The sequence below is a fragment of the Streptomyces sp. NPDC020958 genome (genome assembly GCF_055562175.1).
The window spans coordinates 495575-517879 of the sequence record NZ_JBVHFU010000002.1 but is presented as its reverse complement, the minus strand read 5'-3'; the positions used below and the strand labels follow the sequence as shown (position 1 = coordinate 517879).

23 protein-coding genes are annotated in these 22305 nt (G+C 72.7%); 11 read left to right on the top strand and 12 right to left on the bottom strand.

Annotated elements, in window-relative coordinates; all coding sequences use genetic code 11:
• Positions 1-217: 217 nt before the first annotated feature.
• On the top strand, positions 218-718 hold the full coding sequence (locus tag ACZ3KP_RS08130; RefSeq protein WP_467497415.1) for a MarR family winged helix-turn-helix transcriptional regulator: 501 nt from the start codon (positions 218-220) through the stop codon (positions 716-718).
• A 24-nt stretch (positions 719-742) separates the two neighbouring features.
• Here ACZ3KP_RS08130 and ACZ3KP_RS08125 read toward each other — a convergent pair whose 3' ends face one another.
• Positions 743-1531 carry a hypothetical protein gene (locus ACZ3KP_RS08125; RefSeq protein ID WP_467497413.1) on the bottom strand — a complete coding sequence of 263 codons (789 nt, stop codon included), beginning with the start codon at positions 1529-1531 and terminating at the stop codon, positions 743-745.
• Positions 1532-1938: 407 nt separating this feature from the next.
• Between ACZ3KP_RS08125 and ACZ3KP_RS08120 the strand changes: the two genes are divergently transcribed.
• The 8 genes from ACZ3KP_RS08120 to ACZ3KP_RS08085 all read left to right on the top strand — a co-directional run bounded on the left by ACZ3KP_RS08120 (position 1939) and on the right by ACZ3KP_RS08085 (position 10539).
• Positions 1939-5313: a sensor histidine kinase gene (locus tag ACZ3KP_RS08120; protein ID WP_467497411.1), complete on the top strand. Its 3375-nt coding sequence runs from the start codon at positions 1939-1941 to the stop codon at positions 5311-5313.
• Positions 5310-5813 carry a roadblock/LC7 domain-containing protein gene (locus ACZ3KP_RS08115; RefSeq protein WP_358981504.1) on the top strand — a complete coding sequence of 168 codons (504 nt, stop codon included), beginning with the start codon at positions 5310-5312 and terminating at the stop codon, positions 5811-5813. The genes ACZ3KP_RS08120 and ACZ3KP_RS08115 overlap by 4 nt, the downstream gene beginning before the upstream one ends.
• A complete protein-coding gene (locus ACZ3KP_RS08110) occupies positions 5810-6232 on the top strand; it encodes a DUF742 domain-containing protein (RefSeq protein ID WP_467497408.1) in 423 nt (140 codons plus the stop codon). Before ACZ3KP_RS08115 ends, ACZ3KP_RS08110 begins: the two co-directional genes overlap by 4 nt.
• Positions 6213-6848, top strand: a complete 636-nt coding sequence (locus ACZ3KP_RS08105; RefSeq protein ID WP_467497406.1) for a GTP-binding protein — start codon at positions 6213-6215, stop codon at positions 6846-6848. The genes ACZ3KP_RS08110 and ACZ3KP_RS08105 overlap by 20 nt, the downstream gene beginning before the upstream one ends.
• A gap of 15 nt (positions 6849-6863) precedes the next feature.
• Positions 6864-8120, top strand: a complete 1257-nt coding sequence (locus ACZ3KP_RS08100; protein ID WP_467497403.1) for a styrene monooxygenase/indole monooxygenase family protein — start codon at positions 6864-6866, stop codon at positions 8118-8120.
• Positions 8121-8295: 175 nt separating this feature from the next.
• Positions 8296-8949: a TetR/AcrR family transcriptional regulator gene (locus ACZ3KP_RS08095; RefSeq protein ID WP_467497401.1), complete on the top strand. Its 654-nt coding sequence runs from the start codon at positions 8296-8298 to the stop codon at positions 8947-8949.
• The gene (locus ACZ3KP_RS08090) at positions 8942-9250 is read left to right on the top strand and encodes a hypothetical protein (RefSeq protein WP_358981508.1); all 309 of its coding nucleotides are present in this window, start codon (positions 8942-8944) and stop codon (positions 9248-9250) included. Before ACZ3KP_RS08095 ends, ACZ3KP_RS08090 begins: the two co-directional genes overlap by 8 nt.
• Positions 9251-9354: 104 nt before the next feature.
• The gene (locus tag ACZ3KP_RS08085) at positions 9355-10539 is read left to right on the top strand and encodes a C40 family peptidase (protein ID WP_467497398.1); all 1185 of its coding nucleotides are present in this window, start codon (positions 9355-9357) and stop codon (positions 10537-10539) included.
• A gap of 3 nt (positions 10540-10542) precedes the next feature.
• Here the strand turns inward: ACZ3KP_RS08085 and ACZ3KP_RS08080 are convergent, their stop codons facing one another.
• The 5 genes from ACZ3KP_RS08080 to ACZ3KP_RS08060 form a co-directional block, all read right to left on the bottom strand.
• Positions 10543-11481 (bottom strand): AurF N-oxygenase family protein, encoded by a 939-nt coding sequence (locus tag ACZ3KP_RS08080; protein ID WP_360518928.1) that lies wholly within the window; start codon positions 11479-11481, stop codon positions 10543-10545.
• A 136-nt stretch (positions 11482-11617) separates the two neighbouring features.
• On the bottom strand, positions 11618-13093 hold the full coding sequence (locus ACZ3KP_RS08075; RefSeq protein WP_467497394.1) for a penicillin-binding transpeptidase domain-containing protein: 1476 nt from the start codon (positions 13091-13093) through the stop codon (positions 11618-11620).
• Entirely contained in the window at positions 13090-14451 is a 1362-nt protein-coding gene (locus ACZ3KP_RS08070; protein WP_467497392.1) for an FtsW/RodA/SpoVE family cell cycle protein, read from the bottom strand. The genes ACZ3KP_RS08075 and ACZ3KP_RS08070 overlap by 4 nt, the downstream gene beginning before the upstream one ends.
• A 300-nt stretch (positions 14452-14751) precedes the next feature.
• The gene (locus ACZ3KP_RS08065) at positions 14752-15981 is read right to left on the bottom strand and encodes an ATP-binding protein (RefSeq protein ID WP_467497390.1); all 1230 of its coding nucleotides are present in this window, start codon (positions 15979-15981) and stop codon (positions 14752-14754) included.
• Positions 15981-16778: a hypothetical protein gene (locus ACZ3KP_RS08060; protein WP_467497388.1), complete on the bottom strand. Its 798-nt coding sequence runs from the start codon at positions 16776-16778 to the stop codon at positions 15981-15983. Before ACZ3KP_RS08060 ends, ACZ3KP_RS08065 begins: the two co-directional genes overlap by 1 nt.
• A 292-nt stretch (positions 16779-17070) precedes the next feature.
• On the opposite strand from ACZ3KP_RS08060, the gene ACZ3KP_RS08055 reads away from it, so the two are divergent.
• Positions 17071-17874 carry a nuclease-related domain-containing protein gene (locus ACZ3KP_RS08055; RefSeq protein ID WP_467497386.1) on the top strand — a complete coding sequence of 268 codons (804 nt, stop codon included), beginning with the start codon at positions 17071-17073 and terminating at the stop codon, positions 17872-17874.
• A gap of 27 nt (positions 17875-17901) precedes the next feature.
• Here the strand turns inward: ACZ3KP_RS08055 and ligD are convergent, their stop codons facing one another.
• On the bottom strand, positions 17902-18783 hold the full coding sequence (gene ligD / locus ACZ3KP_RS08050; protein ID WP_467497384.1) for a non-homologous end-joining DNA ligase: 882 nt from the start codon (positions 18781-18783) through the stop codon (positions 17902-17904).
• Positions 18784-18834: 51 nt separating this feature from the next.
• On the opposite strand from ligD, the gene ku reads away from it, so the two are divergent.
• The gene (ku, locus tag ACZ3KP_RS08045) at positions 18835-19860 is read left to right on the top strand and encodes a non-homologous end joining protein Ku (protein WP_467497381.1); all 1026 of its coding nucleotides are present in this window, start codon (positions 18835-18837) and stop codon (positions 19858-19860) included.
• Positions 19861-19935: 75 nt separating this feature from the next.
• Here the strand turns inward: ku and ACZ3KP_RS08040 are convergent, their stop codons facing one another.
• From ACZ3KP_RS08040 to ACZ3KP_RS08020, 5 genes are all read right to left on the bottom strand, one after another.
• Entirely contained in the window at positions 19936-20805 is an 870-nt protein-coding gene (locus ACZ3KP_RS08040) for a class II glutamine amidotransferase (RefSeq protein ID WP_467497379.1), read from the bottom strand.
• Positions 20806-20901: 96 nt separating this feature from the next.
• On the bottom strand, positions 20902-21372 hold the full coding sequence (locus ACZ3KP_RS08035; RefSeq protein WP_358981519.1) for a DUF1757 domain-containing protein: 471 nt from the start codon (positions 21370-21372) through the stop codon (positions 20902-20904).
• A gap of 105 nt (positions 21373-21477) precedes the next feature.
• Positions 21478-21738: a Fic family protein gene (locus ACZ3KP_RS08030; protein ID WP_467498063.1), complete on the bottom strand. Its 261-nt coding sequence runs from the start codon at positions 21736-21738 to the stop codon at positions 21478-21480.
• Complete coding sequence (locus tag ACZ3KP_RS08025) at positions 21699-21881, bottom strand: hypothetical protein (protein WP_467497375.1); 183 nt, start codon at positions 21879-21881, stop codon at positions 21699-21701. Before ACZ3KP_RS08025 ends, ACZ3KP_RS08030 begins: the two co-directional genes overlap by 40 nt.
• Positions 21878-22198, bottom strand: a complete 321-nt coding sequence (locus ACZ3KP_RS08020; protein WP_467497373.1) for an antitoxin VbhA family protein — start codon at positions 22196-22198, stop codon at positions 21878-21880. Before ACZ3KP_RS08020 ends, ACZ3KP_RS08025 begins: the two co-directional genes overlap by 4 nt.
• Positions 22199-22305 lie beyond the last annotated feature (107 nt).

Sequence of the window (22305 nt, the reverse complement as noted above, 5' to 3'; positions counted from 1 at the left end):
GACCGGCGCGACACGAGGGACCACGAGCCGAGGTCACACGGGTCGACCACCGGCGCCCGCGCGCCCGCGCCGGTTCCGGCGGGGCGGCGGAAGAGGGGGTCCGGAGGCTCCCGCTGGTGTACGCCTGCGAAATACTTGGTGAGCGGGGCGACGACCGGGTGCGACCCGGACTTTCCGTGATGCTTTCAGTGATGCGAAACCGATCAGGGGTGCTGACGTGCACGAGGACGACAAGGGCGAGGGGCGCCGCCCTGCCACCGAGCCGACGCCGGCGCCGCCGACCGGCGCGGACCAGGAGTTCCTGGCCCTGGAGCGCGAGTTGACGGTGCTGCTGCGGCGCGCCCGCGCCAACCAGGGCGAGATGGCCCGGGAGGTCCACCCCGACCTGGAGTCCGCCGCCTACGGGCTGCTGGTCCGGCTCGACGAGAGCGGCGGCCGGCGCGCCACCGAACTCGCCGCCTACATCGGCGTCGGCAAGGCCACCATGTCCCGCCAGCTGCGCGCCCTGGAGGAGCTCGGCCTGATCGCCCGGGAACCCGACCCGGCCGACGGACGGGCCTGGCTGGTCGCCCTCACGGAGGAGGGCCGGCGCCGGGTCGGCCGGGTCCGCGAGGCCCGCCGTGGCCGCTACGTCCGCCAGCTCGCCCACTGGCCGCGTTCCGAGGTCGCCGAACTGGCCCGTCTGCTGCACGAGTTGAACGGCGTCATGGAGAAGTAGCCGGCACCCCCCGTCGGGCGGACCTCACAGCTCGACGTACACCACCGTCGCGTCGTCGTGCGTCTTGCTCCGCCCCAGGAACACCCGCTCCTCGCGGTCGGCCGCCTCCAGCTCGCGCACCCGCTCCACCAGGGCCCGCGCGCCCTCCTTGCGCACGAGGTCGAACAGGGCCGTCCAGTCGCCCTCGCGGAACGTCTCCGTCCAGCGGGTCGCCCCGTCCGTGAGCGCGACCAGGGCGGCGACCTCGGAGCGCGGCACGGTCCCGGTGACCGCGCGGGCGGCGACCGCCGGGTCGGCGGCGGCCGTGAAGAAGCCGCCCTCCTTGTTGCGGACCGTGGCGTCGGCGATCGCGGCCGAGGCGAGGGAGGCGCGGGGGACCCGGTCCAGGCGGTCGTCCAGGACCGGGGTGAGCGCCCCGCCGGGGGAGCGCAGGAGCAGTGCGGAGTCGGACAGGACGAGGTACTCGACGGCGTCCTCGGACCACCGGGTCACGACGACCGTCGCCTGGGGCGTACGCGGGTGAGAAAGGTCACAGGTGCCCTCGTGTCCGGCGGCCGTACGGCGGATGGCCTCGCCGAGGATCTCCCGCAGCGTCAGATCTCTTCGCGAAACGGTCAGTTCGGTCAGCGCCCCGCCCAGCAGCGCCGTGAACCAGGGGACCGAATGCAGACACCCGGCGCCGTCCCGCGGCGGCGTGACACCGTCCAGGACGACCACGCAACCCCCCTGTCCGGAGGCAGGAAGGCAGACCCCGGCGAAGTCCTCGTTGGGGCGGTCCGCGGCGCCGGGTTCCGACATCACCTCAGTACGCATTCAGCCAGTCTGCACGACCCCTTCACAGGCTTCACCAGAGGCTGGCAACAACCCGGGAAACGGCACGGTCTCGCAGGTCAGCCGCCTGTTTTGGGCTGGAATGGCGCACTCCGGGAAGGCGTGTCGGCGAATCCTGCCAAAGCCTGCCCTCCGCGTCCAACCGGCCAGCCGGAAAGGGCCCCTGCACAGTCCACCGGAACTTGCCCGCCAACTCTCCTCCGATGTTCACTCCTTCGGGTGGCGGGTCGAATGATGCGAGACCACCGCCCGCCGGCGCTGGGAGGGTCGGGGACCGACATATCGGTGCACATGGAGAAGAGCACGCACCACTTGGCACCGAATTGCCGGGATGATGACGGGGTGCCACCCGGCCCCTTGGGTACACGAGTTCAGGAATGCGAGCACCGGTGCAGAAGACGCGGCCTCGGCGCACAGGCAAGAAGACGGCCTCCGAAGCGGGCGCCGTCGTCCCCGTCGGCTCCGGCCGCCGCAAGCACGTCCGGACCCGGCTGATCGTGGCCGTGGCCGTGGTGGCCGCCGCCATCGCCGGAGCGGGCGCGCCCGCCCTGCTGACCGCCTCCGGGCAGCTGAGCGACTCCCAGGAACTGGTGACCCTCGCCGGCCGCACCCAGGACGCGCTGGCGCTCGCCAACTCCCTCGCCGACGAGCGCGACGAGGTCACCACCTACATCGCCGCGGGCCGCGCCAAGTCCAAGGCGCCCTCCGAGGACCGCAGCGCCCGCGTCGACCGCCAGGTCGAGGACCTGCGCGCGGACACCGACACCCCCGGCTGGCTGCGCACCGACCTCGACGGCATCGCCGCCGTCCGGCGCGCCGCGCTCACCGGCAAGAGCACCGCCCTGCAGACGCACGACGCGTACTCGCGGACGATCACCGAGCTGCACCGGCTCGCCGAGCAACTGGCCGAACAGACCCCGGCCAGGGCCGGCTCCGGCGCCCACGCGTTCGCCGAGCTCGACTCCGCCGTCCAGCAGTCCGCCGCCGCCCGCGGCCTGCTCCTGGCCGCCCTCAGCATCCCGAGCAGCACCCAGACCACGATCAGCCCGCTCACCGGGCTGCCGGTCACCAGCACCACCACCTCCGCAGCCGACAAGAAGCAGCGCGACGCCCTCTCCGCCGCCGCCCAGCAGGCCAGGCTGCGCGCGGACGCGGCCCTCGCCGACTTCCGCGACACCGCGCCCGCGGCGGCGGTCGAGTCCTACGACTCCACGGTCACCGGCAACGACGTCAACGCCGCCGACAGGTACCTGGCCGCCCTCACCGACCAGCCGACCCTCTCCGACGCCGACCTCGCCACCAGCTCCAAGAAGCTCGACGCGGCGCTGTCCGCGCGGGTCGAGCTGATGCGGGGCGTGGAGTCCGCCCTCTACGACCACCGCACCAAGGACCTCGCGAAGCTCCGCGACGACGACGTCACCGCGCTGGAGATCCGCGTCGCGGTGGTCGGCGCCCTGATGCTGGTGGCCGTCGGCATCGCCACGGCCATGGCCCGCAGCCTCACCCGCCCGCTGTCCGTGCTGCGCCGCGGCTCGGCGCGGCTCGCCGAGGCGGAGGACCCGCGCACCCAGGAACCGGTGCGGTTCACCGGCCGCAACGACGAGTTCGCCCAGGTCGTCCGCTCCGTCAACGCCCTGCACGCGCACGGCGTCGAGCTCTACGAGCGCATCGCCACCCTGGAGACCGACCGCAAGCACCTGGTCGGCCAGCGCCAGAAGATGGCCGACGCCCGCGAGGAGCTGCGCGCCGAACTGGCCGACTCCGCCACCCAGCTGGAGCGGCTGCGCACCAGCATCGGCGGCACCTTCGTCAACCTCGCGCTGCGCACCCTCGGCCTGGTGGAGCGCCAGCTCGCCGTCATCGAGGGGCTGGAGGAGCGCGAGCACGACCCGGAGCGCCTCGCGACCCTCTTCAAGCTCGACCACTTCGCCACCGTGATGCGCCGCCACAGCGAGAACCTCCTGGTCCTCGCCGGTACCGAGCACGTCCAGCAGCACGCCGGGTCGATCCCGCTGGTCGACGTCGTCCGGGCGGCGGTCAGCGAGATCGAGCGCTACGAGCGGGTCCGTATCGCCGCGCTGCCGCCCCACGCGCACGTGGCCGGTTTCGCCGCCGACGACCTCTCCCACCTCCTCGCCGAGCTGATGGAGAACGCCACCGCGTCCTCCCCGCCCGACGTCCCCGTGGAGATCTCCGGCTGGCTCCTGGAGAGCGGCGAGGTCATGCTCTCCGTGCAGGACGAGGGGATCGGCATGGCGGCCGACCGCATGGTCCGCCTCAACAGCCGCCTCGCCGAGTTCGACCCGGAGTCGCCGTACGACCAGGAGGGCGAGGACGGTCTCGGCCTCGGCCTCTACGTGGTGGCCCGGCTGGCCCACCGGCACGGCGTCCGCGTGCAGCTGCGCGAGCAGAAGCAGGGCGGGGTGGCGGCGGTCGTCGTCCTGCCCCAGCCCCTGCTGGCGGCGCCCCCCGCGGCGACGGTCCCGGCCCCCCCGGCCACCGCGACCGGCACCTTCTCGCTGCCCGGCGCGGACGCGGAGGCCAACTCCAACGTCCTGCACGGCCGCGCCACGTCCGGCGACCCGCTGGTGACGCTGGCGGAGCACGCGGTGGCCGCCCACGAGGCCGACGAGGACCCCGCACACGAGCAGGCGGCTCCGCCGGAGACGCCCGCCGAAACGACGATGGAACTCCTCCTCCCGGACCTCGCACCGACGGAGCCCGCCCCCCGGCCCACCGCCCCCGACGACCAGCCGGGGACCGTGTCCGCAGGGGAACAGCCCCGGGCCGCCGCGCCCGGCGACCGGTCCGGCTCCGTTCCTCCGGGGGACGCCTTCGGGTCTGCCCCGGCCGGGGAGCGGCCGCGGGTCGACGCATCCGAGGAGCGGTCGCGAGGCGCGTCGGCGGCGGAGCAGCCCCGCCCCGACGGGTCCGGCGACCGGTCCGACGCCTTCCCTCCGGCGGACCGCTCCGGGCCCGTCGAGGGCGGCCCCCGTGCCGCCGAGGCCTGGGGCCAGTCGCGCGGCGTGTCCGTGGGAGAGCAGTCCCGGACCGACGTGCCCGGCGACCAGCCCCATGCATACCCTCCGGCGGCCCGTCCCGGGCTGACCGAAGCCGGGGAGCAGCCCCGGGCCGCCGAGGCCTGGGGGCACGTGGGGGAGCAGTCGCCGGCCGGTGCGCCCGGAGGGCGGCCTGGGGCCGTTCCTACGGGGGAGCACTCCGGGTCCGGGCCGGCCGGGGACCAGGTGCGCGCCGTGCCTTCGGCGGGGCTGCCCTGGGGAGCCGGGGGTGAGGGGCGGGCGCATCCCGCGGACGCGGAGGTCCGGAACCGGCCGTCGACCGCGGCCGGTGACGGTGAGCGCGCGCCGGGGGCGCCCGGGTCCGGCGACGGCACCCGCACGGGTGCGAGCGCCTTCGGGGGAACCGAGGAGCACGCCCGCCCGCTGCCCGCACCCGGCGACGGCGGTGACGCCCTCGCCGACGCCGAGGACCCCGTCACCAGCAAGGGGCTCCCCAAGCGCACGCCCAAGATCACCGCGCCCGCTCCGCCGCCCCGCCAGCGCGGCACCGGCGTGGACGCCGAGGCCCTCCGCCGCAGGCTCGGCGGCTTCCGCCGCGGCGCCGACGCGGGACGGCGCGACGTCGAGGCGGAGATCGCCGAACAGACCGGCCAGAACCAGGTACCGAGCAACGCACCGGCCGGACGCGCAACAGGCGTATCCGAAGAAGCCACGGGGGGCACAGTCGAGGAGGCAAGCAGTTGACCGCGCCCAGTACCTTCGGACTGAGCAGTGAGGCACGCAACCTGCACTGGCTGCTGAGCAACCTCGTCGAGGAGGTGCCAGGTATCCAGTCGGTCGCCGTGGTCTCCTCGGACGGCCTCCTCCTGCTCTCCTCGGACACCAGCCGGAACGAGGCGGCCCGCGAGGCGCAGAGCGAGAAGCGCACCGGCCCGCGCGGCTCAGCCGCCGACCTCGCCACCATCGTCTCCGGCATCGGCAGCCTCACCGTCGGCGCCGCGAAGCTGATGGACTTCGGCCCGGTCAAGCACACGATGGTCGCGATGGACGAGGGCAGCCTCTTCGTGATGTCCATCAGCGACGGCTCGCTGCTCGGCGTGCACGGCAGCGCGGAGTGCGACATGAGCGTCGTCGCCTATCACATGGCCCTGTTCGTCGGCCGCGCCGGTCACGTCCTGACCCCCGAACTCCGCAGCGAGCTACGGAAATCGCTGGAGAACGACGCGCCGAGGAGCGGCCGATGAGCAGCGCGCCGAAGAACCACAGGCAGAACCTCCCGGTCCGCGGCGGCGACCGCAAGCCCGCCCGCGTCCGCCCCTACTCGCTCACCGGCGGCCGTACCCGCTTCGGCCACGTCCTGCTCGTGGAGACGTTCGTGGCCGCGCTCGAGGCCCCCGAGGAGCGCAAGGAACTGACGAATGGTTCCCTCAACACCCGGGTGATGCCGGAGTTGCAGGCCATCGTCGAGCTGTGCCGCCGTATGCGTACGGTGGCCGAGATCGCCGCGCTGCTGAGGATGCCGCTCGGCGTGGTCCGGGTCCTGCTCAGTGACCTCGCGGACCAGGGAAAGATCCGTGTGTACGGAACCGGAACCGGTCACGGCGTCGGCCGCCCGGACCGCGCTCTGCTGGAAAGGGTGCTGAGTGGACTACGCCGTCTCTGACGCCGTCGGCGTCAACCCGCTCCTCGACGGCGAGGAGGACGTGCGGTCGTGGCAGACGGACCGCAGCCGGGCCCCGATCGCGACGAAGATAGTCGTGGCGGGCGGTTTCGGTGTCGGCAAGACCACGCTGGTCACCGCCGTCTCGGAGATCACGCCCCTGCAGACCGAGGCGCTGATGACCGAGGCGAGCGAGGAGACCGACGACCTCACCGCCACGCCCGGCAAGCTCACCACCACCGTGGCCATGGACTTCGGCCGCATCACGCTCGACGACGACCTGGTGCTCTACCTGTTCGGCACGCCGGGCCAGCAGCGGTTCTGGTTCATGTGGGACGACCTGGTGCGGGGTGCGATCGGTGCCGTCGTCCTCGCGGACACCCGGCGGCTGAAGGACTGCTTCCCGGCCCTCGACTACTTCGAGAGCTGCGGGCTGCCGTACGTCGTCGCGGTCAACCACTTTGACGGCAGCGAGCGCTTCGAACCCGAGGACGTGCGCGAGGCATTGACGATTCCGCCGCGCATACCTGTAATGATCATGGATGCCCGCCGTCGTGTCCCGGTGATCGAGACCTTGTTGTCCCTGGTCGCCCACGCGCTGGACGAAACACCCGAGTAGGAGAACGGTCCCCGTATGCGGAAGATACTCGTCGTGGGGGCCGGTCAGTCCGGTCTCCAGCTCGCCCTCGGCCTCCAGTCGCACGGCTACGAGGTCACCCTGATGTCGAACCGGACCTCGGACGAGATCCGCTCCGGCCGGGTCATGTCGACGCAGTGCATGTTCCACACGGCACTGCAGCACGAACGCGACCTCCAGCTGAACTTCTGGGAGTCCCAGGCCCCGAAGATCGAAGGACTCGGCGTCTCGGTCGCGGCCCCCGGCTCCTGGGGTGAGGGCCCCGCGGCCCGCGCGATCGACTGGGTGGGCCGGCTCGACGGGTACGCGCAGTCGGTCGACCAGCGGGTGAAGATGGCCGGCTGGATGGAGACGTTCGCGCAGCGCGGCGGCCAGCTGGTCATCCACGGCGCGGCCGTCGGCGACCTCGACTACTTCTCCCGCGCCTACGACCTCGTCCTGGTCTCGGCCGGCAAGGGCGAGCTGGTGTCCATGTTCGGCCGCGACGCCGCCCGCTCCCCGTACACGGAGCCGCAGCGGGCCCTCGCCGTCGCCTACGTCCACGGCCTCGGCCCGCGTCCCGAGCACCCGGACTTCCACGCGGTCCGCTGCAACCTGGTCCCCGGTGTCGGCGAACTCTTCGTCATGCCCACCCTGACCACCTCGGGACCCGCCGACATCCTCTTCTGGGAGGGCATACCCGGCGGCCCGCTGGACGTGTTCAACGGCGTCAAGGACCCCTCGGAGCACCTCTCCCTGACCCTGGAACTCATGGAGCGGTACACGCCCTGGGAGTACGCGCGGGCCGGCAAGGTCGAACTGACCGACGCCGGCGGCACCCTCGCCGGCCGCTACGCCCCGACCGTCCGCAACCCGATCGGCCGGCTCCCCGGCGGCGGCCTGGTGCTGGGCGTCGCGGACGTCGTCGTGGCCAACGACCCGATCACCGGCCAGGGCTCCAACTCGGCCGCCAAGTGCGCCGCCTCCTACCTCGCCTCGATCCTCGAACACGGCGAGAAGGAGTTCGACGAGACCTGGATGCAGGCGACCTTCGACCGCTACTGGGACACGGCCCAGCACGTCACCAAGTGGACGAACGCGATGCTGGCGCCGCCGCCGGAGCACATCCTCAACCTGATCGGCGCCGCGGGCCAGCTCCAGCCGGTCGCGGACCGCTTCGCGAACGCCTTCAACGACCCCGCCGACTTCGAGAACTTCTTCTACGAGCCGCAGAAGACGGAGGCGTACCTGGCCTCGGTGACCGCGGGCGCCTGACCGGTTTCGGCCGCGGGTGCGTGGTGGTTGCTCGCGCAGTTCCCCGCGCCCCCGAAGGGGCGCACTGCAGCGCCGCTTCTTTTAGGGGCGCGAGGAACTGCGCGACCAGCCACGACGGCGCCGCAGTCGGTCGACGACCCGCAGCGCCCCCCGGCCGACCGCATACGCTGATCGCATGACCCCGCAGGCCCCCACCCCCGCCTACCGCAGGCTGTCCGTCGAGGAGCGGCGCAGCCAGCTGCTCGACGCGGCCCTCTCCCTCTTCGCGCACCGCGTGCCCGAGGACGTCTCGCTGGACGACGTGGCGGAGGCGGCCGGGGTCTCCCGTCCGCTGGTGTACCGGTACTTCCCGGGCGGCAAGCAGCAGCTCTACGAGGCCGCGCTCAGGTCCGCGGCCGAGGAGCTGGAGCACTGCTTCGACGAACCCCGCGAGGGGCTCCTGCTGCCCCGGCTGTCCCGGGCCCTCGACCGCTACCTGACCTTCGTCGACCAGCACGACGCGGGTTTCAGCGCCCTGCTCCAGGGCGGCAGCGTGGTGGAGACCTCGCGGACGACGGCGATCGTGGACGGCGTACGACGGGCCGCCGCGCAGCACATTCTCAGCCACCTCGGCGTCGCCGATCCCGGCCCCCGGCTCCGGATGACCGTCCGGATGTGGATCACCGCGGTCGAGGCGGCCTCCCTGATCTGGCTGGACGAGGAGAAGCAGCCGCCCGTCGAGGAGCTGCGGGACTGGCTGGTCGACCAGTTCGCCGCCGTGCTGAGCGTGACCGCGCGCCGCGACCCGCAGACGGCCGCCCTCGTCGACGCGCTCGCGGCGGATGGCTGAAACTGGTGCCGTGAAGAGTCAGGACACCCCCTTCGAGGGCGGCCCCATGGACGGGCGGGTGCTCCCCGTGCTGCTCGGCATGACCGGCCACCCCCCGAAGACGTACCGCATCCCGGTCCCGGACCCGGCCGGCGGCCCGCCCACCGTCCTGGTCTACCGCCGCGTCCCCCGCGGCGCCAGCAAACGCCTGGGCCTGACCCAGGGCTGGAAGTACGCGTACGACCCGACGGGCAAGGGCGGCGGCACCGGCGGTGGCAGGCCGAAGTGGCCGTGGAGCAAGCCGGCCGACACCGACGGGTGACATCGTTGCGCCGAACCGCGCACACGTACCGTACAAACCGGCCATACATGTCTGATTATCACCGATGCGGCACGGAGGGACCGTCCCGCATCGGAGGTGATGACGTGTCAGGAGGGTTTCTGCGCCTGGTCTGTACGGCCGCGGTGACGGCCCAGGCCGTCCTCGTGCCGGTACCCGCGCTCGCCGCGCCCGACCCGCAGCGTCCGGTGGCCGAGCTGCTGACGGACCTGCAGCGGCTGTACCGGGGGACCGAACAGGCCACCGAGGCCTACAACGCGGCCGAGGAACGGCTGCAGCGCCAGCGCGCCGAGGTGACCCGCCTGGACGACGAGCTGGCCAGGGCCAGGCGCTCGCTGGGCACCAGCAGGACCGACGCGGGCCGGCTGGCCCGGGAGCAGTACCAGAACACCACGGGCATCTCCCCGTACCTCCGGCTGCTCCTCGCCCGCGACCCGCAGCACGCCCTCGACGAGGGCCATCTCATCGGCCGGCTGGCGCGTCAGCGGGCCGAGGCGGTGGGGCGCCTCGCGGACGACGAGCGGAAGCAGGCCGACCTGGCCCGCAAGGCCCGCAAGGCGCTCGACACCCAGCTCACCCTCGCCGAGGGCCAGAAGAAGCAGCGCGACGAGGTACGGGCCCGGCTGTCCGACGTGGAACGCGTGCTGGCGGCCCTCACCCCCGCCCAGCTCACCGCCGTCGCCGACCTGGAGCGGACGGACACCGCCGCCGCCCAGCGCGACCTGACCGCCTCCGGGGCCCTGAGCGCCACCACGCCCCCGCCGTCCCTGCTGGGCGACCGCGCGGTGCGCTACGCGGTGCGGCAGCTGGGCAAGCCGTACCAGTGGGGTGCGGCGGGCCCGACGGCGTACGACTGCTCGGGCCTCACCTCACAGGCCTGGAGCCACGCGGGCACCCGCATCCCGCGCACCAGCCAGGAACAGTGGGCACACCTGCCGCACGTCCCCCTGAACCGCCTTCGCCCCGGCGACCTCGTCGTCTACTTCCCCGAGGCCAGCCACGTGGCCCTCTACCTGGGCGACGGCAAGGTGGTCCAGGCCCCCCGCCCCGGCGCCAGGATCAAGATCTCCCCGATCGCCGCCAACCCCATCCTGGGCGCGGTACGCCCGGACCCGAAGGCCGGCTCCCTGGCGCGCTACACGCCCCCGACGATCCCGAAGGCGGCGGAGGAGGGCTCGGACGACAGCTTCGGAACCTCGCGGCCGACGGCTCTGACACCCACCCAGGGGCGCGAGGAACTGCGCGACGAGCCCCCACTCACCCGCACCTGATTCTCAACCCAACAGCCCCGAGCTCTTCCACAACCGCCGTCCCGCCCCCCGCAGCACCCCGATGTCGTCCAGGAAGTCGGTCAACCGCTTCGCCCCCGTCTGCATGACCTCCCGCCGATGCCCACTGGCCCGCACCTGCGCCACCGCCTCCCGCCGGTCCAGCCCCACGTTCGTGTACACCTCGGGATTGACGAACGCCACCGAGAACACCCGGGCGAACTCCCCCGAGGTCACCCGGGTGAACTCCTGTGACCAGCGCGGAGCGGTCACCATCTGCCGCCGCAGTTCCTCACGGGCGTACCGCACGTGCCGGGCCTCCTCGACCACATGGATCCGCGTGACCCCCCGGACCAGCGTCTGCACCCGCTCGTCGGGGAAGGTCAGCCGCTGCATCCAGTCCAGCACCTCCTCGCCCAGCAGGGTCGCGGTGAACGACCCCGGCGTGGTCGAGATCGTCTTGAACAGGCGCCCCAGGTTCTGGTGGGCCCGGCTCACCGGGTACCAGGGCGCGTCGCCGCGCTCGATCAGCCGGGCGAACATCTTCGAGTGCCGGCACTCGTCCTCGATCTCGGTCAGCGCGTACCGCACGTGCGCGGACGTCGCCGCCTTGTCGTAGACGTGCCGGACCAGCAGCTGCATCAGGATCAGCTCGAACCAGATGCCGAGCGAGGCCAGCGCGGCGGCCTCGTGCTGCGACAGCAGGATCCGCTGCTCCTCGCTCATCCGCTTCCACATCGGCGTGTCGTACAGCGACACCAGCTCCGGCGGCCAGAACCACTTGCCGTCCTCGAAGGGCGCGTCCCAGTCCAGCTCCTTGTCCGGGTCGAAGGAGTGCTTCGCGGAGGAGACGAGCAGCCGTTCGGCCACCTGCTCGCGGTCCTTGAGCAGGCCGAGCGCGTCCCGCAGTCCGTCGACCGCGTCGGCTTCCGTCAGGGTCGTCATGGCTCCCTCACCTCGTTACCCGGGGGTACGTCGTCGTCCGGTCTTATGAGACCGCGTGTCAGCAAGGCGGTCAATCCCCTGCGCACGACTTGTTGACAACGGATCTACCTCAACCTCGCCCCGCCGGATCGGAGCCTCAGAGCCCCAGCGCCGCCCGCATCACCGCCCTGGCGATCGGCGCCGCGTCCCCGCCCCCGCTGATCTCCCCGCGGTCGGCCGCCGCGTCCTCGACCACCACCGCCACCGCGACCTTCGGCTCCACGTCCGTGTCCGCCTGCGCCCAGGACACGAACCAGGCGTACGGCACCCCGGAGTTGCCCAGACCGTGCTGCGCGGTGCCGGTCTTGCCGCCGACCGTGGCCCCGCGGATCGCCGCGTTGCCGCCGGTGCCCTCCCGGACCACGTCGACCATGAGTTCCTTCATGCGGACGGCCGTCGAGGGGCTCATCACCTGCCGCACCGGCCCCGAACCGCCCGTGCCCACCGTCTCACCGGTCGGCCGCTCGGTCCGTTCCACGAGGTACGGCGGCCGGGCCATCCCTCCGTTCGCCACCGCCGCCGCGACCATCGCCATCTGCAGCGGGGTGGCCCGCGTGTTGTACTGCCCGATCGACGACAGCGCCAGCTGGGCCTTGTCCACGCGGGTGTCGAAGGTGCTGGTCGCGGTGGAGAACGGGATGCGCAACCGCGTGTCGTTGAAGCCGAACGCCTGCGCGACGGTCGTCATGTCGGCGACCCCCACGTCCACGCCCAGTTTCGCGAAGACCGTGTTGCACGACCACTCGAAGGCCTCCCGCAGCGAGGCGTCCCGGCAGCCGTCCCCCTCGTTGGTCAGCCGGGTCGTCGTGCCCGGCAGCCGGTAGGGGTCGGGGGAGTCGGTCGGCGCGTCCAGGTCGGTGACCACCCCGGCGTCCAGGGCGGCGGCCGCGGTGACCACCTTGAACGTCGAACCCGGCGGATAGGTCTGCCGTACCGCCCGGTTGAGCATCGGCTTCTCCGGGTCGTCGTTGAGCCGCGCCCAGGCCGAGGCGACCCGGCTGTCGTTGCCGGACAGTTCGGAGGGGTCGTAGGACGGGGTGGAGACCAGGGCGAGGATCCGGCCGGTCGCCGGTTCGATCGCGGCCACCGCGCCCTTGCGGGTGCCCAGGCCCCGGAAGGCGGCCTCCTGGGCGTACCGGTTCAGGGTGGTCACCACGTTCCCGCCGGGGGTCGGCACCCGGCTGCCGTCGTGCCACAGCGGGAACGGCGACAGCATCGGGTCGGTGCCCGCGAGCAGGTCGTCCTCGGCGTGCTCCAGGAACGTCGTGCCGTACAGCTGGGAGGCGAAGCCGGTGACCGGGGCGTACAACGGGCCCTGCGGATAGGTGCGTTCGTAGCGCAGCTGCTCCCGGCTGTCCCGGGAGCCGGTGACCGCCTCGCCGCCGACCAGGATGTTCCCGCGGGGCAGACCGTAACGGGCGATCGTGGCACGGCGGTTGGCCGGATTGCCGTCGTAGGAGCGGCCCTGTACGACCTGCACGCGGGCGGCGTTGACGAGCAGGGCGAACAGCAGCAGGGCGCACAGGGCCCGGGCCCGGCGGACGTACGCGGCGGTCCCCTGCTGCCGGCTCACGGGGCCACCCGGCCGTCGTAGTGCCTGCGGGCCGAGTCGCTCACCCGGATCAGCAGGGCGACGATCGCCCAGTTGGTGACCACCGAGGAGCCGCCCTGGGCGAGGAACGGCATCGCCATGCCGGTCAGCGGGATCAGCCCCGTCACCCCGCCCGCGATCACGAACACCTGGAGGGCGACGATCGAGGCGAGCCCGACCGCGAGGAGCCGGGCGAAGGGGTCGCGCAGGGCGAGCCCGGCCCGGTAGCCGCGTTCGACGAGCAGGCCGTAGAGGAGGAAGATCGCGGAGAGGCCGGCGAGGCCGAGTTCCTCGCCCGCCGTGGCCAGGATGAAGTCCGACTTGGCGGCGAAGCCGATGAGCACGGAGTGACCGAGGCCGAGCCCGGCCCCGAGCACCCCGCCGGCGGCGAACGCGAAGAGTGACTGGGCGAGTTGGTTCGGTCCCTGGCCCGCGTCGATCGAGGCGAAGGGATGCAGCCAGTCCTCGATGCGGCCGTGCACGTGCGGCTCGAGACGGCCGACGGCGACCGCGCCGAGCACGGCGAGCAGCAGGCCGACGGCGATCCAGCCGGTGCGTCCGGTGGCGACGTACAGCATGACGACGAAGAGGCCGAAGAAGAGCAGCGACGTGCCCAGGTCGCGTTCGAGGATCAGCACCCCGACGCTCACCAGCCAGATGGTGACGATCGGGCCGAGCACCCGCCCCGTCGGGAACTGCATGAACCACAGGCGGCGGCCCGCGTAGGCGAGCGCGCCCCGGTTGGCGGCGAGGTACGCGGCGAAGAACACCGCGAGCAGCACCTTCGCGAACTCGCTGGGCTGGAGCGAGAATCCGGCGATCCGAACCCAGATCCGGGCCCCGTTGACCGCCGGGAAGAAGATCGGGAGCAGCAGCAGGACGAGGGCGGCGGCCACGCAGACGTAGGCGTAGCGCTGGAGGACGCGGTGGTCGCGCAGCATCAGCACGACCATGATGAAGAAGCCGACGCCCAGGGTGGACCAGACGAGCTGGGCGGGGGCCGCGCGGTCGCCCGGGGTCTCCAGGTCCAGCCGGTAGATGAGGACCAGGCCGAGGCCGTTGAGCAGCACGCCGATCGGCAGCGGCAGCGGATCGGCGTACGGGGCGCGCATGCGTACGGCGAGATGGGCGACGAGCGCGAGGATCCCGAGGCCGGCTCCGTAACCGGCGGCGCCGGGCGGGACGGTGCCGGTCCTGGCCAGGCCGACCGCGCAGTAGCCGTACACGGAGAGCAGCACGGCCAGCACGATCAGGGCGAGTTCGACGCCCCGGCGCCGGGGGAGGCGTTCGGCGGGGGCGGCGGGCGCGCTCGCCGGGAGGGTGGTTCCGGCCTTGGTCATGCCCGGAACTTACCCAAATAGCGTGAGATGCGTGCTGTGGGGATCGGTGCCAGCGTGGCGCGGGGGCCGAGAGGTGGATTTCGGGTGCGGGCCCGTCGTGGCTGATCGCGCAGTTCCTCCCCCAGCCTCCGGCCGGGGGTGCCCCCAGCGCCCCTAAAAGCACGTCGGCTGGTCCCACCCCTCTTGGGGGCGCGGGGAACTGCGCGGGCGACCCCAGTACGGGACGCGGGTGCGGCCCCCGCTCGACCCCCTGGGGTTCCCCTTGCCCACCCGCAGCCGCGCCTCCCACCTTTCAGGCCCCTACGGGAGCGTCAGAGTCGCCACCGCGCCCCCGTCCACCGCGTTGGCGAACGACAGCCGCGCGCCCAGCACCTCCGCCTGCCCCACCGCGATCGTCAGCCCCAGCCCGTGCCCCTTGGAGCCGCCCTCCGTCCGGAACCGCTGGGGGCCGTGCGCCACCAGGTACTCGGGGAACCCGCCCCCGTGATCCCGCACGGTGACCTCCTTGCCCTCCACCGTCAGCACCACCGGCGCCCGCCCGTGCCGGTGCGCGTTGGCGACCAGGTTGCCCAGCACCCGTTCCAGCCGCCGCCGGTCGGTCTCCACCCACACGTCCCGGACCACCTTCACCTCGGTCTGCGTCCCGGACGCCTGCACCACCCGCTCGGCCAGCGCGCCCAGCGCCTCCGCGTCGGTCTCCAGCCGCTCCCGGCCCGTGTCGAGGCGGGAGATCTCCAGCAGGTCCTCGGTGAGCGTGCGCAGCGCAGCCACCCGGTCCCGCACCAGCTCCGTCGGCCGCCCCGGAGGCAGCAGTTCCGCCGCCGCGTGCAGTCCCGTCAGCGGGGTCCGCAGCTCGTGCGCCACGTCGGCCGTGAACCGCTGCTCGCTCAGCAGCTTGCTCTGCAACGACGCGGCCATGCCGTCCAGCGCGGCGGCGACCGCGGCCACCTCGTCCTGCGGCCGGGTCGGGTCCTTCGTCCGGGGGTCGTCCACCCGCGCGTCCAGGTCCCCGGCGCTGATCCGCCGGGCCACCTGCGCGGTGCCGTGCAGCCGCCGGGTCACCCGGGTCACCGCGAACGCGCCCACCAGCAGCGTGGCCCCGATGGCCAGGGCCGACGACCAGAGGATCGAACCGTCGAGCGCGGCGATGGTGCGGGCCTGCTGGGAGTAGTCGACGGCCACCGCCAGCACCCGGTGCCGGTCGGCCGGCCCCGCCGCCCACATGAGGGGGCGGCCCTCGTCCTTGGAGACCATCGTGCCGCGCTCCCCGGCCAGCGCGAGCGCCCGCAGCGGCGACGGCAGCCCCCGCGGATCGACCCTGGCCTCCGGCACCAGCGTGTCCCCGGACTCGAAGTCGCCGGTCGCCTCCGCCAGCCGGGACAGCGCCTGTTCGCGGGCCTGTGCCACGGTCTGGTCGGTCACCGACACGTGCACCAGCACACCGAGGAGCGCGGCCAGCGCACAGCACATCACCGTGATGAACGCGGCCGACTTCGCCGCGAGCGTCCCGGCCCAGCGGGGGAGCCTCATCAGGCACCCGCCGAGGCCGAGGCCGACGCCGAACCTGAGGCCGAAGTCGAAGCCGAAGCCGAAGCCGACGCCGTGGGCGCGGAGGGCGGGGTGGGGGCCGGTGCCGGTGTGCGGTGGTGGCGCCCCTTGCCCGTGCGCATGAACTCGTCCCTGGAGAACACCATCGCCTTGCGGTCCGGGTCCCACGCCCAGGTCGTGCGGTACTCGTACCCGGTGATCCCGGCCGGCGACCGTACGATCACCGCCCGTCCGGCCAGCTCGACGCCGATGATCGCGTCGTTGTCGTCGAGCACCTGCACCAGCCGGTGCTTCTCGACGGTGTACACGCGCAGCGCGGTCTGGTTCGTCGGATACAGCCGGAAGCCGAGCGTCAGCTCGTCCCGGCCGTCCCCGTTCAGGTCCCGGTAGTAGGGCTTCAGCAGCGGACAGTCGGCACCACCGCCGGCCGCCCCGCACGCCTTCATCCGGTTCACGGTCTCGTGGTACACCCCCTTGGACCCGTAGTCCGCCGGGTCGGAGGCGATCTCCGCGCGGACGACGGCCACCGGATCCACCGCGCGGATGTCGTCCCCGGGAACCGTGATCCCCTTCACGGTGTGCCTGCTGCCCTCGTCGTACGGCCAGGCCGGACTGGACGCCGGCCGCAGATCGGGCCAGAGCTTCGCGGGACTGACCGCGGTGGGCGTCGCCCCCGCCGCGCGCAGCCCGCCGGAGTCGCCGCAACCCGCCACCGTCGTCGCCAGCAGCGCGACGGCGGCCGCGACGACGGCGCTGCGAAGGGGGCGACGGCTCGGCACGCTGCTCCTGGCTCGGGTACGACGGGTGTCCGGGCCGGCGGATCGGGTGACGGCCCCGTACACCTTAGTCGTAGATTCGTATGGAAGTCCGTTTTGCACCGGAGGGGCCGGTGCAGAGGAGAGGCTACTCGGCGAGTTCCTCAAGGAGACGGGCGGCGTCGGGACCTCGTACCGTTCCTCACGGATCCGCACCGGCGCCTCCCCGCCGCGTGCGCCAACCCCAGTCAAAGGCAGCGGGGTTCTTGCCCCTGGAGCACCCCGCCTGTTCCCATGGTCGAGGGGTGATGTCGCAATGAGCGGACTGCGCGTCGTGCCGGCCTGGCGCCACGGCCAGGAGCGGCTGTACGTCTGCCTCACGGACGGACGGAACATCGCCTGGTACGACCGTGAGGCGGGCCGGGTCAACCTCCTCGGCGAGGAGCACCTGGACGACGTACTGGAAGCCCTGCGGCCCTACCTGACCGGCCCGGTCACGGTCGGCCCGCCACCGGTGCCGACGCCCGCCGAACTGGCCCGGCTGACCCTGCACCCGGACGACGACCTGGCACCCAACCGCCCCGGCGAGGCGCTGCTGGTCGCGATCGACCGGGACCCCGGCCCGTCCCGCCGCCTGCGCCCCGACCCGCGCCGCCGCGCCCTGGCCGCGGAACAGGCCGTGGGCGACGCCCTGGACCGCCTGGACGGCGCCGGCTGGCATGCCCTGCACTCCGTGCCGCTGCCCGGCGGCGACCGCATCCACCACCTGCTGATCGGCCCCGGCGGCATCTTCTGCGTGCACGCGCTCCCCGCCCGTAAGCGGAAGGTGCTGGTGGCCGACCCGATGGTCACCCTGGGCCGCCGCGATCCGCAGCCGCTGCTCCGCCGGCTGCGGGCCGACGCGGACCGGGCCTCGTACGCCCTCACGGCCGAGGTCCGCCCGATCCTCGCCCTCACCGAACCGGCGGACGTGACGGTGCTCGCGCCGCCCCGCGAGGCCCGCATCCTGCGCGACCGCGACCTGCCGGACCTGGCCCGCCTGGGCGGGGTCCTCAAACCGGCGGACGTGGAGGCGCTGCACGCGATGGCACGGGACCGCAACACGTGGGGGAGGGTGTAGGACGCTCCGCGGGGCGACCGGGGGGGCTCATGGCATGGGGGCCGAGCGCGTCGCGTCCAGCAGGGGGGCCAGCAGGTCGCCGTGGTCCTGGACGCGGGGCGCGATGTCCTCGGGCCGGAACACCAGCTGCCCCGCCGCCCGGCACTCCGCGACCTCCTCCCAGGTCACCGGCGCCGACACCATCGGCTCCCGCCGCGCCCGCACCGTGTAGGGCGTGGCCGTCGTCTTGCGCCCCGCGTTCTGGCTCCAGTCCACGAACACCTTCCCCGGCCGCAGACTCCGCGTCATCCGGTGCACCACCAGCCGCGGCATCGCCCGCTCCGCCTCGACCGCCAGCCCCTTCGCGTACTCGCTGACCCGCTCGCTGCTCGCCCCCCGCACCCCCGCCAGCAGGTGCAGCCCCTTCGACCCGGCCGTCTTGGCGTACGCCTCGATCCCGTCCGCCGCCAGCCGCTCCCGGAGCCACAGTGCGACCTCGCAGCAGTGCACGACCGTGGCGGGCGGCCCGGGGTCCAGGTCGAAGACGATCCGGTCGGCTTCGTCGGGGCACTGCGCGACCCACTGGTGCGTGTGGAACTCGGTGACCAGGTTCGCCGCCCACATCAGGCTCGCGAGGTCCTGCACCAGCACCATCCGCGCCACGCCCTCCGACCGGTGCACCTCGGTCGTCGTCACCCACTCGGGCGTACCGGGCGGCACGTTCTTGGCGAAGAACACCTGGCCGTCGGGGCCGTCCGGGTACCGGAGGAACGACACCGGCCGGTCCCGCAGATGCGGCAGCAGCTCCCCGGCCGTCGTCGCGTAGTAGTGCAGCAGCTCGCCCTTGGTGAACCCGGTCGCCGGATAGAGCACCTTCTCCAGATTGCTCAGCGTGACCCTTCGTCCCTCCACCTCTGTGATCGGCGTCATACGATGACAATCTCACACAAACCGTACGTCCCGGACGGAGGGAAACCGCACGTGCGATCCATCTGGAACGGCGCGATCTCCTTCGGTCTCGTCAGCATCCCGATCAAACTGGTGAACGCCACCGAGAGCCACTCGATCTCCTTCCGTCAGGTCCACACCGAGGACAACGGCCGCATCCGCTACCGCAAGTTCTGCGAGCTGGAGGACCGTGAGGTGACCCAGTCGGAGATCGGCAAGGGATACGAGGACGCCGACGGCACCATCGTCCCGATCACCGACGACGACCTGTCCCACCTGCCCATCCCCACCGCCCGCACCATCGAGATCGTCGCCTTCGTGCCGGCCGACCGCATCGACCCGCTCCAGATGGACGCGGCGTACTACCTGGCCGCGAGCGGCGCCCCCGCGGCGAAGCCGTACACCCTCCTGCGGGAGGCCCTGAAACGCAGCCACAAGGTGGCCATCGCGAAGTACGCGCTGCGCGGCCGGGAACGCCTCGGCATGCTCCGGGTGGTCGGCGACGCCATCGCCATGCACGGCCTGCTCTGGCCGGACGAGGTCCGCGCCCCCGAGGGCGTCGCCCCCGACGTCGACGTCTCCGTCCGCGACAAGGAACTCGACCTGGCGGACGCCCTGATGGACACCCTCGGCGAGGTCGACCTGAAGGACCTGCACGACGAGTACCGGGAGGCCCTGGAGGAGGTCATCGCGGCGAAGGCGGCCGGCGAGACCCCGCCGGAGGCACCCGAGCCGGCCCAGGGCGGCAAGGTCCTGGACCTGATGGCGGCCTTGGAGAAGAGCGTCCGGGCGGCGAAGGAGTCGAGGGGCGAGTCGAAGGGTGAGTCGAGGGGCGAGGAGGCGGAGGTGACGCCGCTGACCGGCGAGAAGAAGTCCGCGTCGCGGGCGAAGAGGACGACGACGGCGGCCAAGAAGACGCCCGCGAAGAAGACCGCGAGCAAGTCGGCGGCCGGGAAGAAGACGGCGGCGAAGAAGACGACGGCGAAGGAGACCGCGAGCAAGTCGGCGGCGGCGAAGAAGACGACGGCGAAGAAGACCACCCGCAAACGCTCGGCGTGAGAGCGGGCGTGACCCTGGCCGCGCGCGCCCCGCCACGCGGCCGCAACGCGGCCGTCACGCGGCCTCTTGGGAGCGTCAGGCGGCTTTCTGGGAGGCGGCCGCGGCGGGGTGCAGGTCGTCGAGGGTGAGCCGGTGGGCCGGGGGATCCGGCAGCAGGGTCTCCTGGACGACGCGCAGTTCGGGGTCCACATGGAGCAGTTGGCCGGGACCGAGCGGGCGCCAGTCGGCGTTCTCGTCCAGACGCTCGCTGGCGACGACGACGGCGGGGTGGTCGGTGAGGTGCGCCGAGTGGACCCGCATGCGGCCGTGGCTGCCGCTCTGGTCGAGGTGCCGGCTGCCGTGCTGCCCGCCCGGCCTGCGCTCCAGGACGTAGAGGTCGTGGGTGTCCGGGTAGCGCAGCGCCCACAGCTCCTGCGGGGTGGTGAGGATCAGGTTCAGGGCGTAGACGGGCAGGTTCGCGGCGATCCAGCGGGTGGCCTGCCGGATGCCCTCGGTGACGTCACCGCCGTGGCGCCGGGTCTCCCTGGTGATCAGGGCGAAGTACCGCTCGGAGTCGGTGTCGCCCCGGACCAGCGAGCGGTCGTCGCCCAGGTGGGCGTCGAGGGCGTCGAGGCCCTCGATGACCCCGTTGTGCGCGAAGAGCCGTCCGTCCTGCTCGAAGGGGTGGGTGTTGCGCACGTCGAGGCTGCCGGTGGAGGCGAAGCGGATGTGGGCGACGAAGGTCGCCGACTCACGCTGCCGGGCCTCCTGCGCGAAGGCGCGGTCGCGGTAGGCGGCGATGGGCGCCTTGTCGACGTGCGGGGCGCCGTCCGGACCGAACCAGCCGAGCCCGGTGCCGTCGGGATCGCGGTGGCTCTGCCGACTGAGGCTGTCGGGCGCGTCGAGCAGCCAGAACGTGGCGTGCGCGCGGAGCGGGGCACTGCTGAGGCCGAAGAGACGGCACACGGAAGCCTCCTGGGGGCAGGCGGTTCATGACCCTTCGAAGACCGTAACGCCAAGGGGTAGGACGGCGCCAAGGTCGGCCCGGTGCCGACGTAGGCGTCACTGCACGTCCGACGAGGCGAACTGCACGAACCGCTCCAGCACCTCGCGCGCCTGCGTGGCGAGGGCGGCCAGCTCCGTCTTGTCGGCCGCCTTGTGCAGGGTGGAGGTCAGGGCGTACGCCTCCTGCGCGGTGTCGATCAACGGCCGCGCGCTCGCGATGAGCTGGACCCTGAACAAGGCGTGCAGGGCGACCCCGCGAAGGCGGTGGGCCTCGGACCGGGCTTCGGGGTACGTGGTGGCACCCCCCGGATCCGCCTCCCTGCGGTGCCAGCGGTCCTGCTGCGCGCGCCGGAACTCCGTCAGCGCCCCGGCGAAGTCGCTGTAGACGGCCATCCGGTCCGCCCGAAGCTGCTGCTGACTCACGAACAGCCGCTCACGCGCGGACGCGTTGCGCTGGAACGCGTACGTGACAGCGGAGCCCAGCAACGTGCCCACAATGGCGACCAACGCCGAGACGACACCATCCACGCGGCTATCAGATCACAAGACCATCACTCCGAAGGGGTGACGATCCCTCTGCACCCGCCGGGAACGGGGAAGTTGCAGGCGACGTCGTTCCGAGAGAGCTGGGAGTCACCCCGTGGTGGTGACGAGTTCGTCGAGTACCTGCTCCAGCAGGCTGTTGTCACCGAGAAAACTCTTCACCGAGGCGTCCTCATTGCGCTGAGGGTCCAACCCCGCCCAGTTCAGCTCGTATCCCGCGTCGGTGCTCAGCTGGGCCAGGAACGCCCGCTGGGCACGGCCGTTGCCCTCGCGGAACGGGTGGAGAACGTTCATGTCGCCGTACAGCTCGGTCAGTCGGATGACGAATTCCTGCCGGGGGAGACCCCGCAGACGACCGGCGGCAGGGGGCGTTCGGTGAGCAGGACGAGGCGAGCCCTGGTGATGTCAGCCTCCGCCGCCGCCAACAATTGATGGTCCGTGATGCCGAGTTTGTTGCGCAGCACGCCGTTGGACATGGCATACGGATCGTTCACCCTGCCCGCCGCTCCGAAGTTTGCTGGTGGCGGGCGATCGCGCGGGCGACAAGGGTGTCCGCGTCGAGGTCGCCCTTCACGTACGCCTCGGTGTCGCGGTCGGACGCCTCCGAGGCGTGGAGCCCCTCGGCCTCGATGGAGCCGGTGGCCGAGGCGACGGCCGCACGTCGTGCCGCTCGGCCGCTCAGCGCCTCGAAGGCCTCGACGGACAGGAGGACGCCCCGCGGCTTGCGGTGGGCGCCGATGAGGACCGGATCGGCATCCGCGCCGGACTCCGACAGGTCGGTCAGAATCCGTGACAGCCTCGCGCGCGTCACTGACTTCCGACGGGACGCTCCCCGGCGCCCACCGGCCTGCTCTCCGGCCGGCGTTCCGTTGAACCCCACGTGCTACTGGCACGGCCGTGCAGTGCGGACCTGCTGAT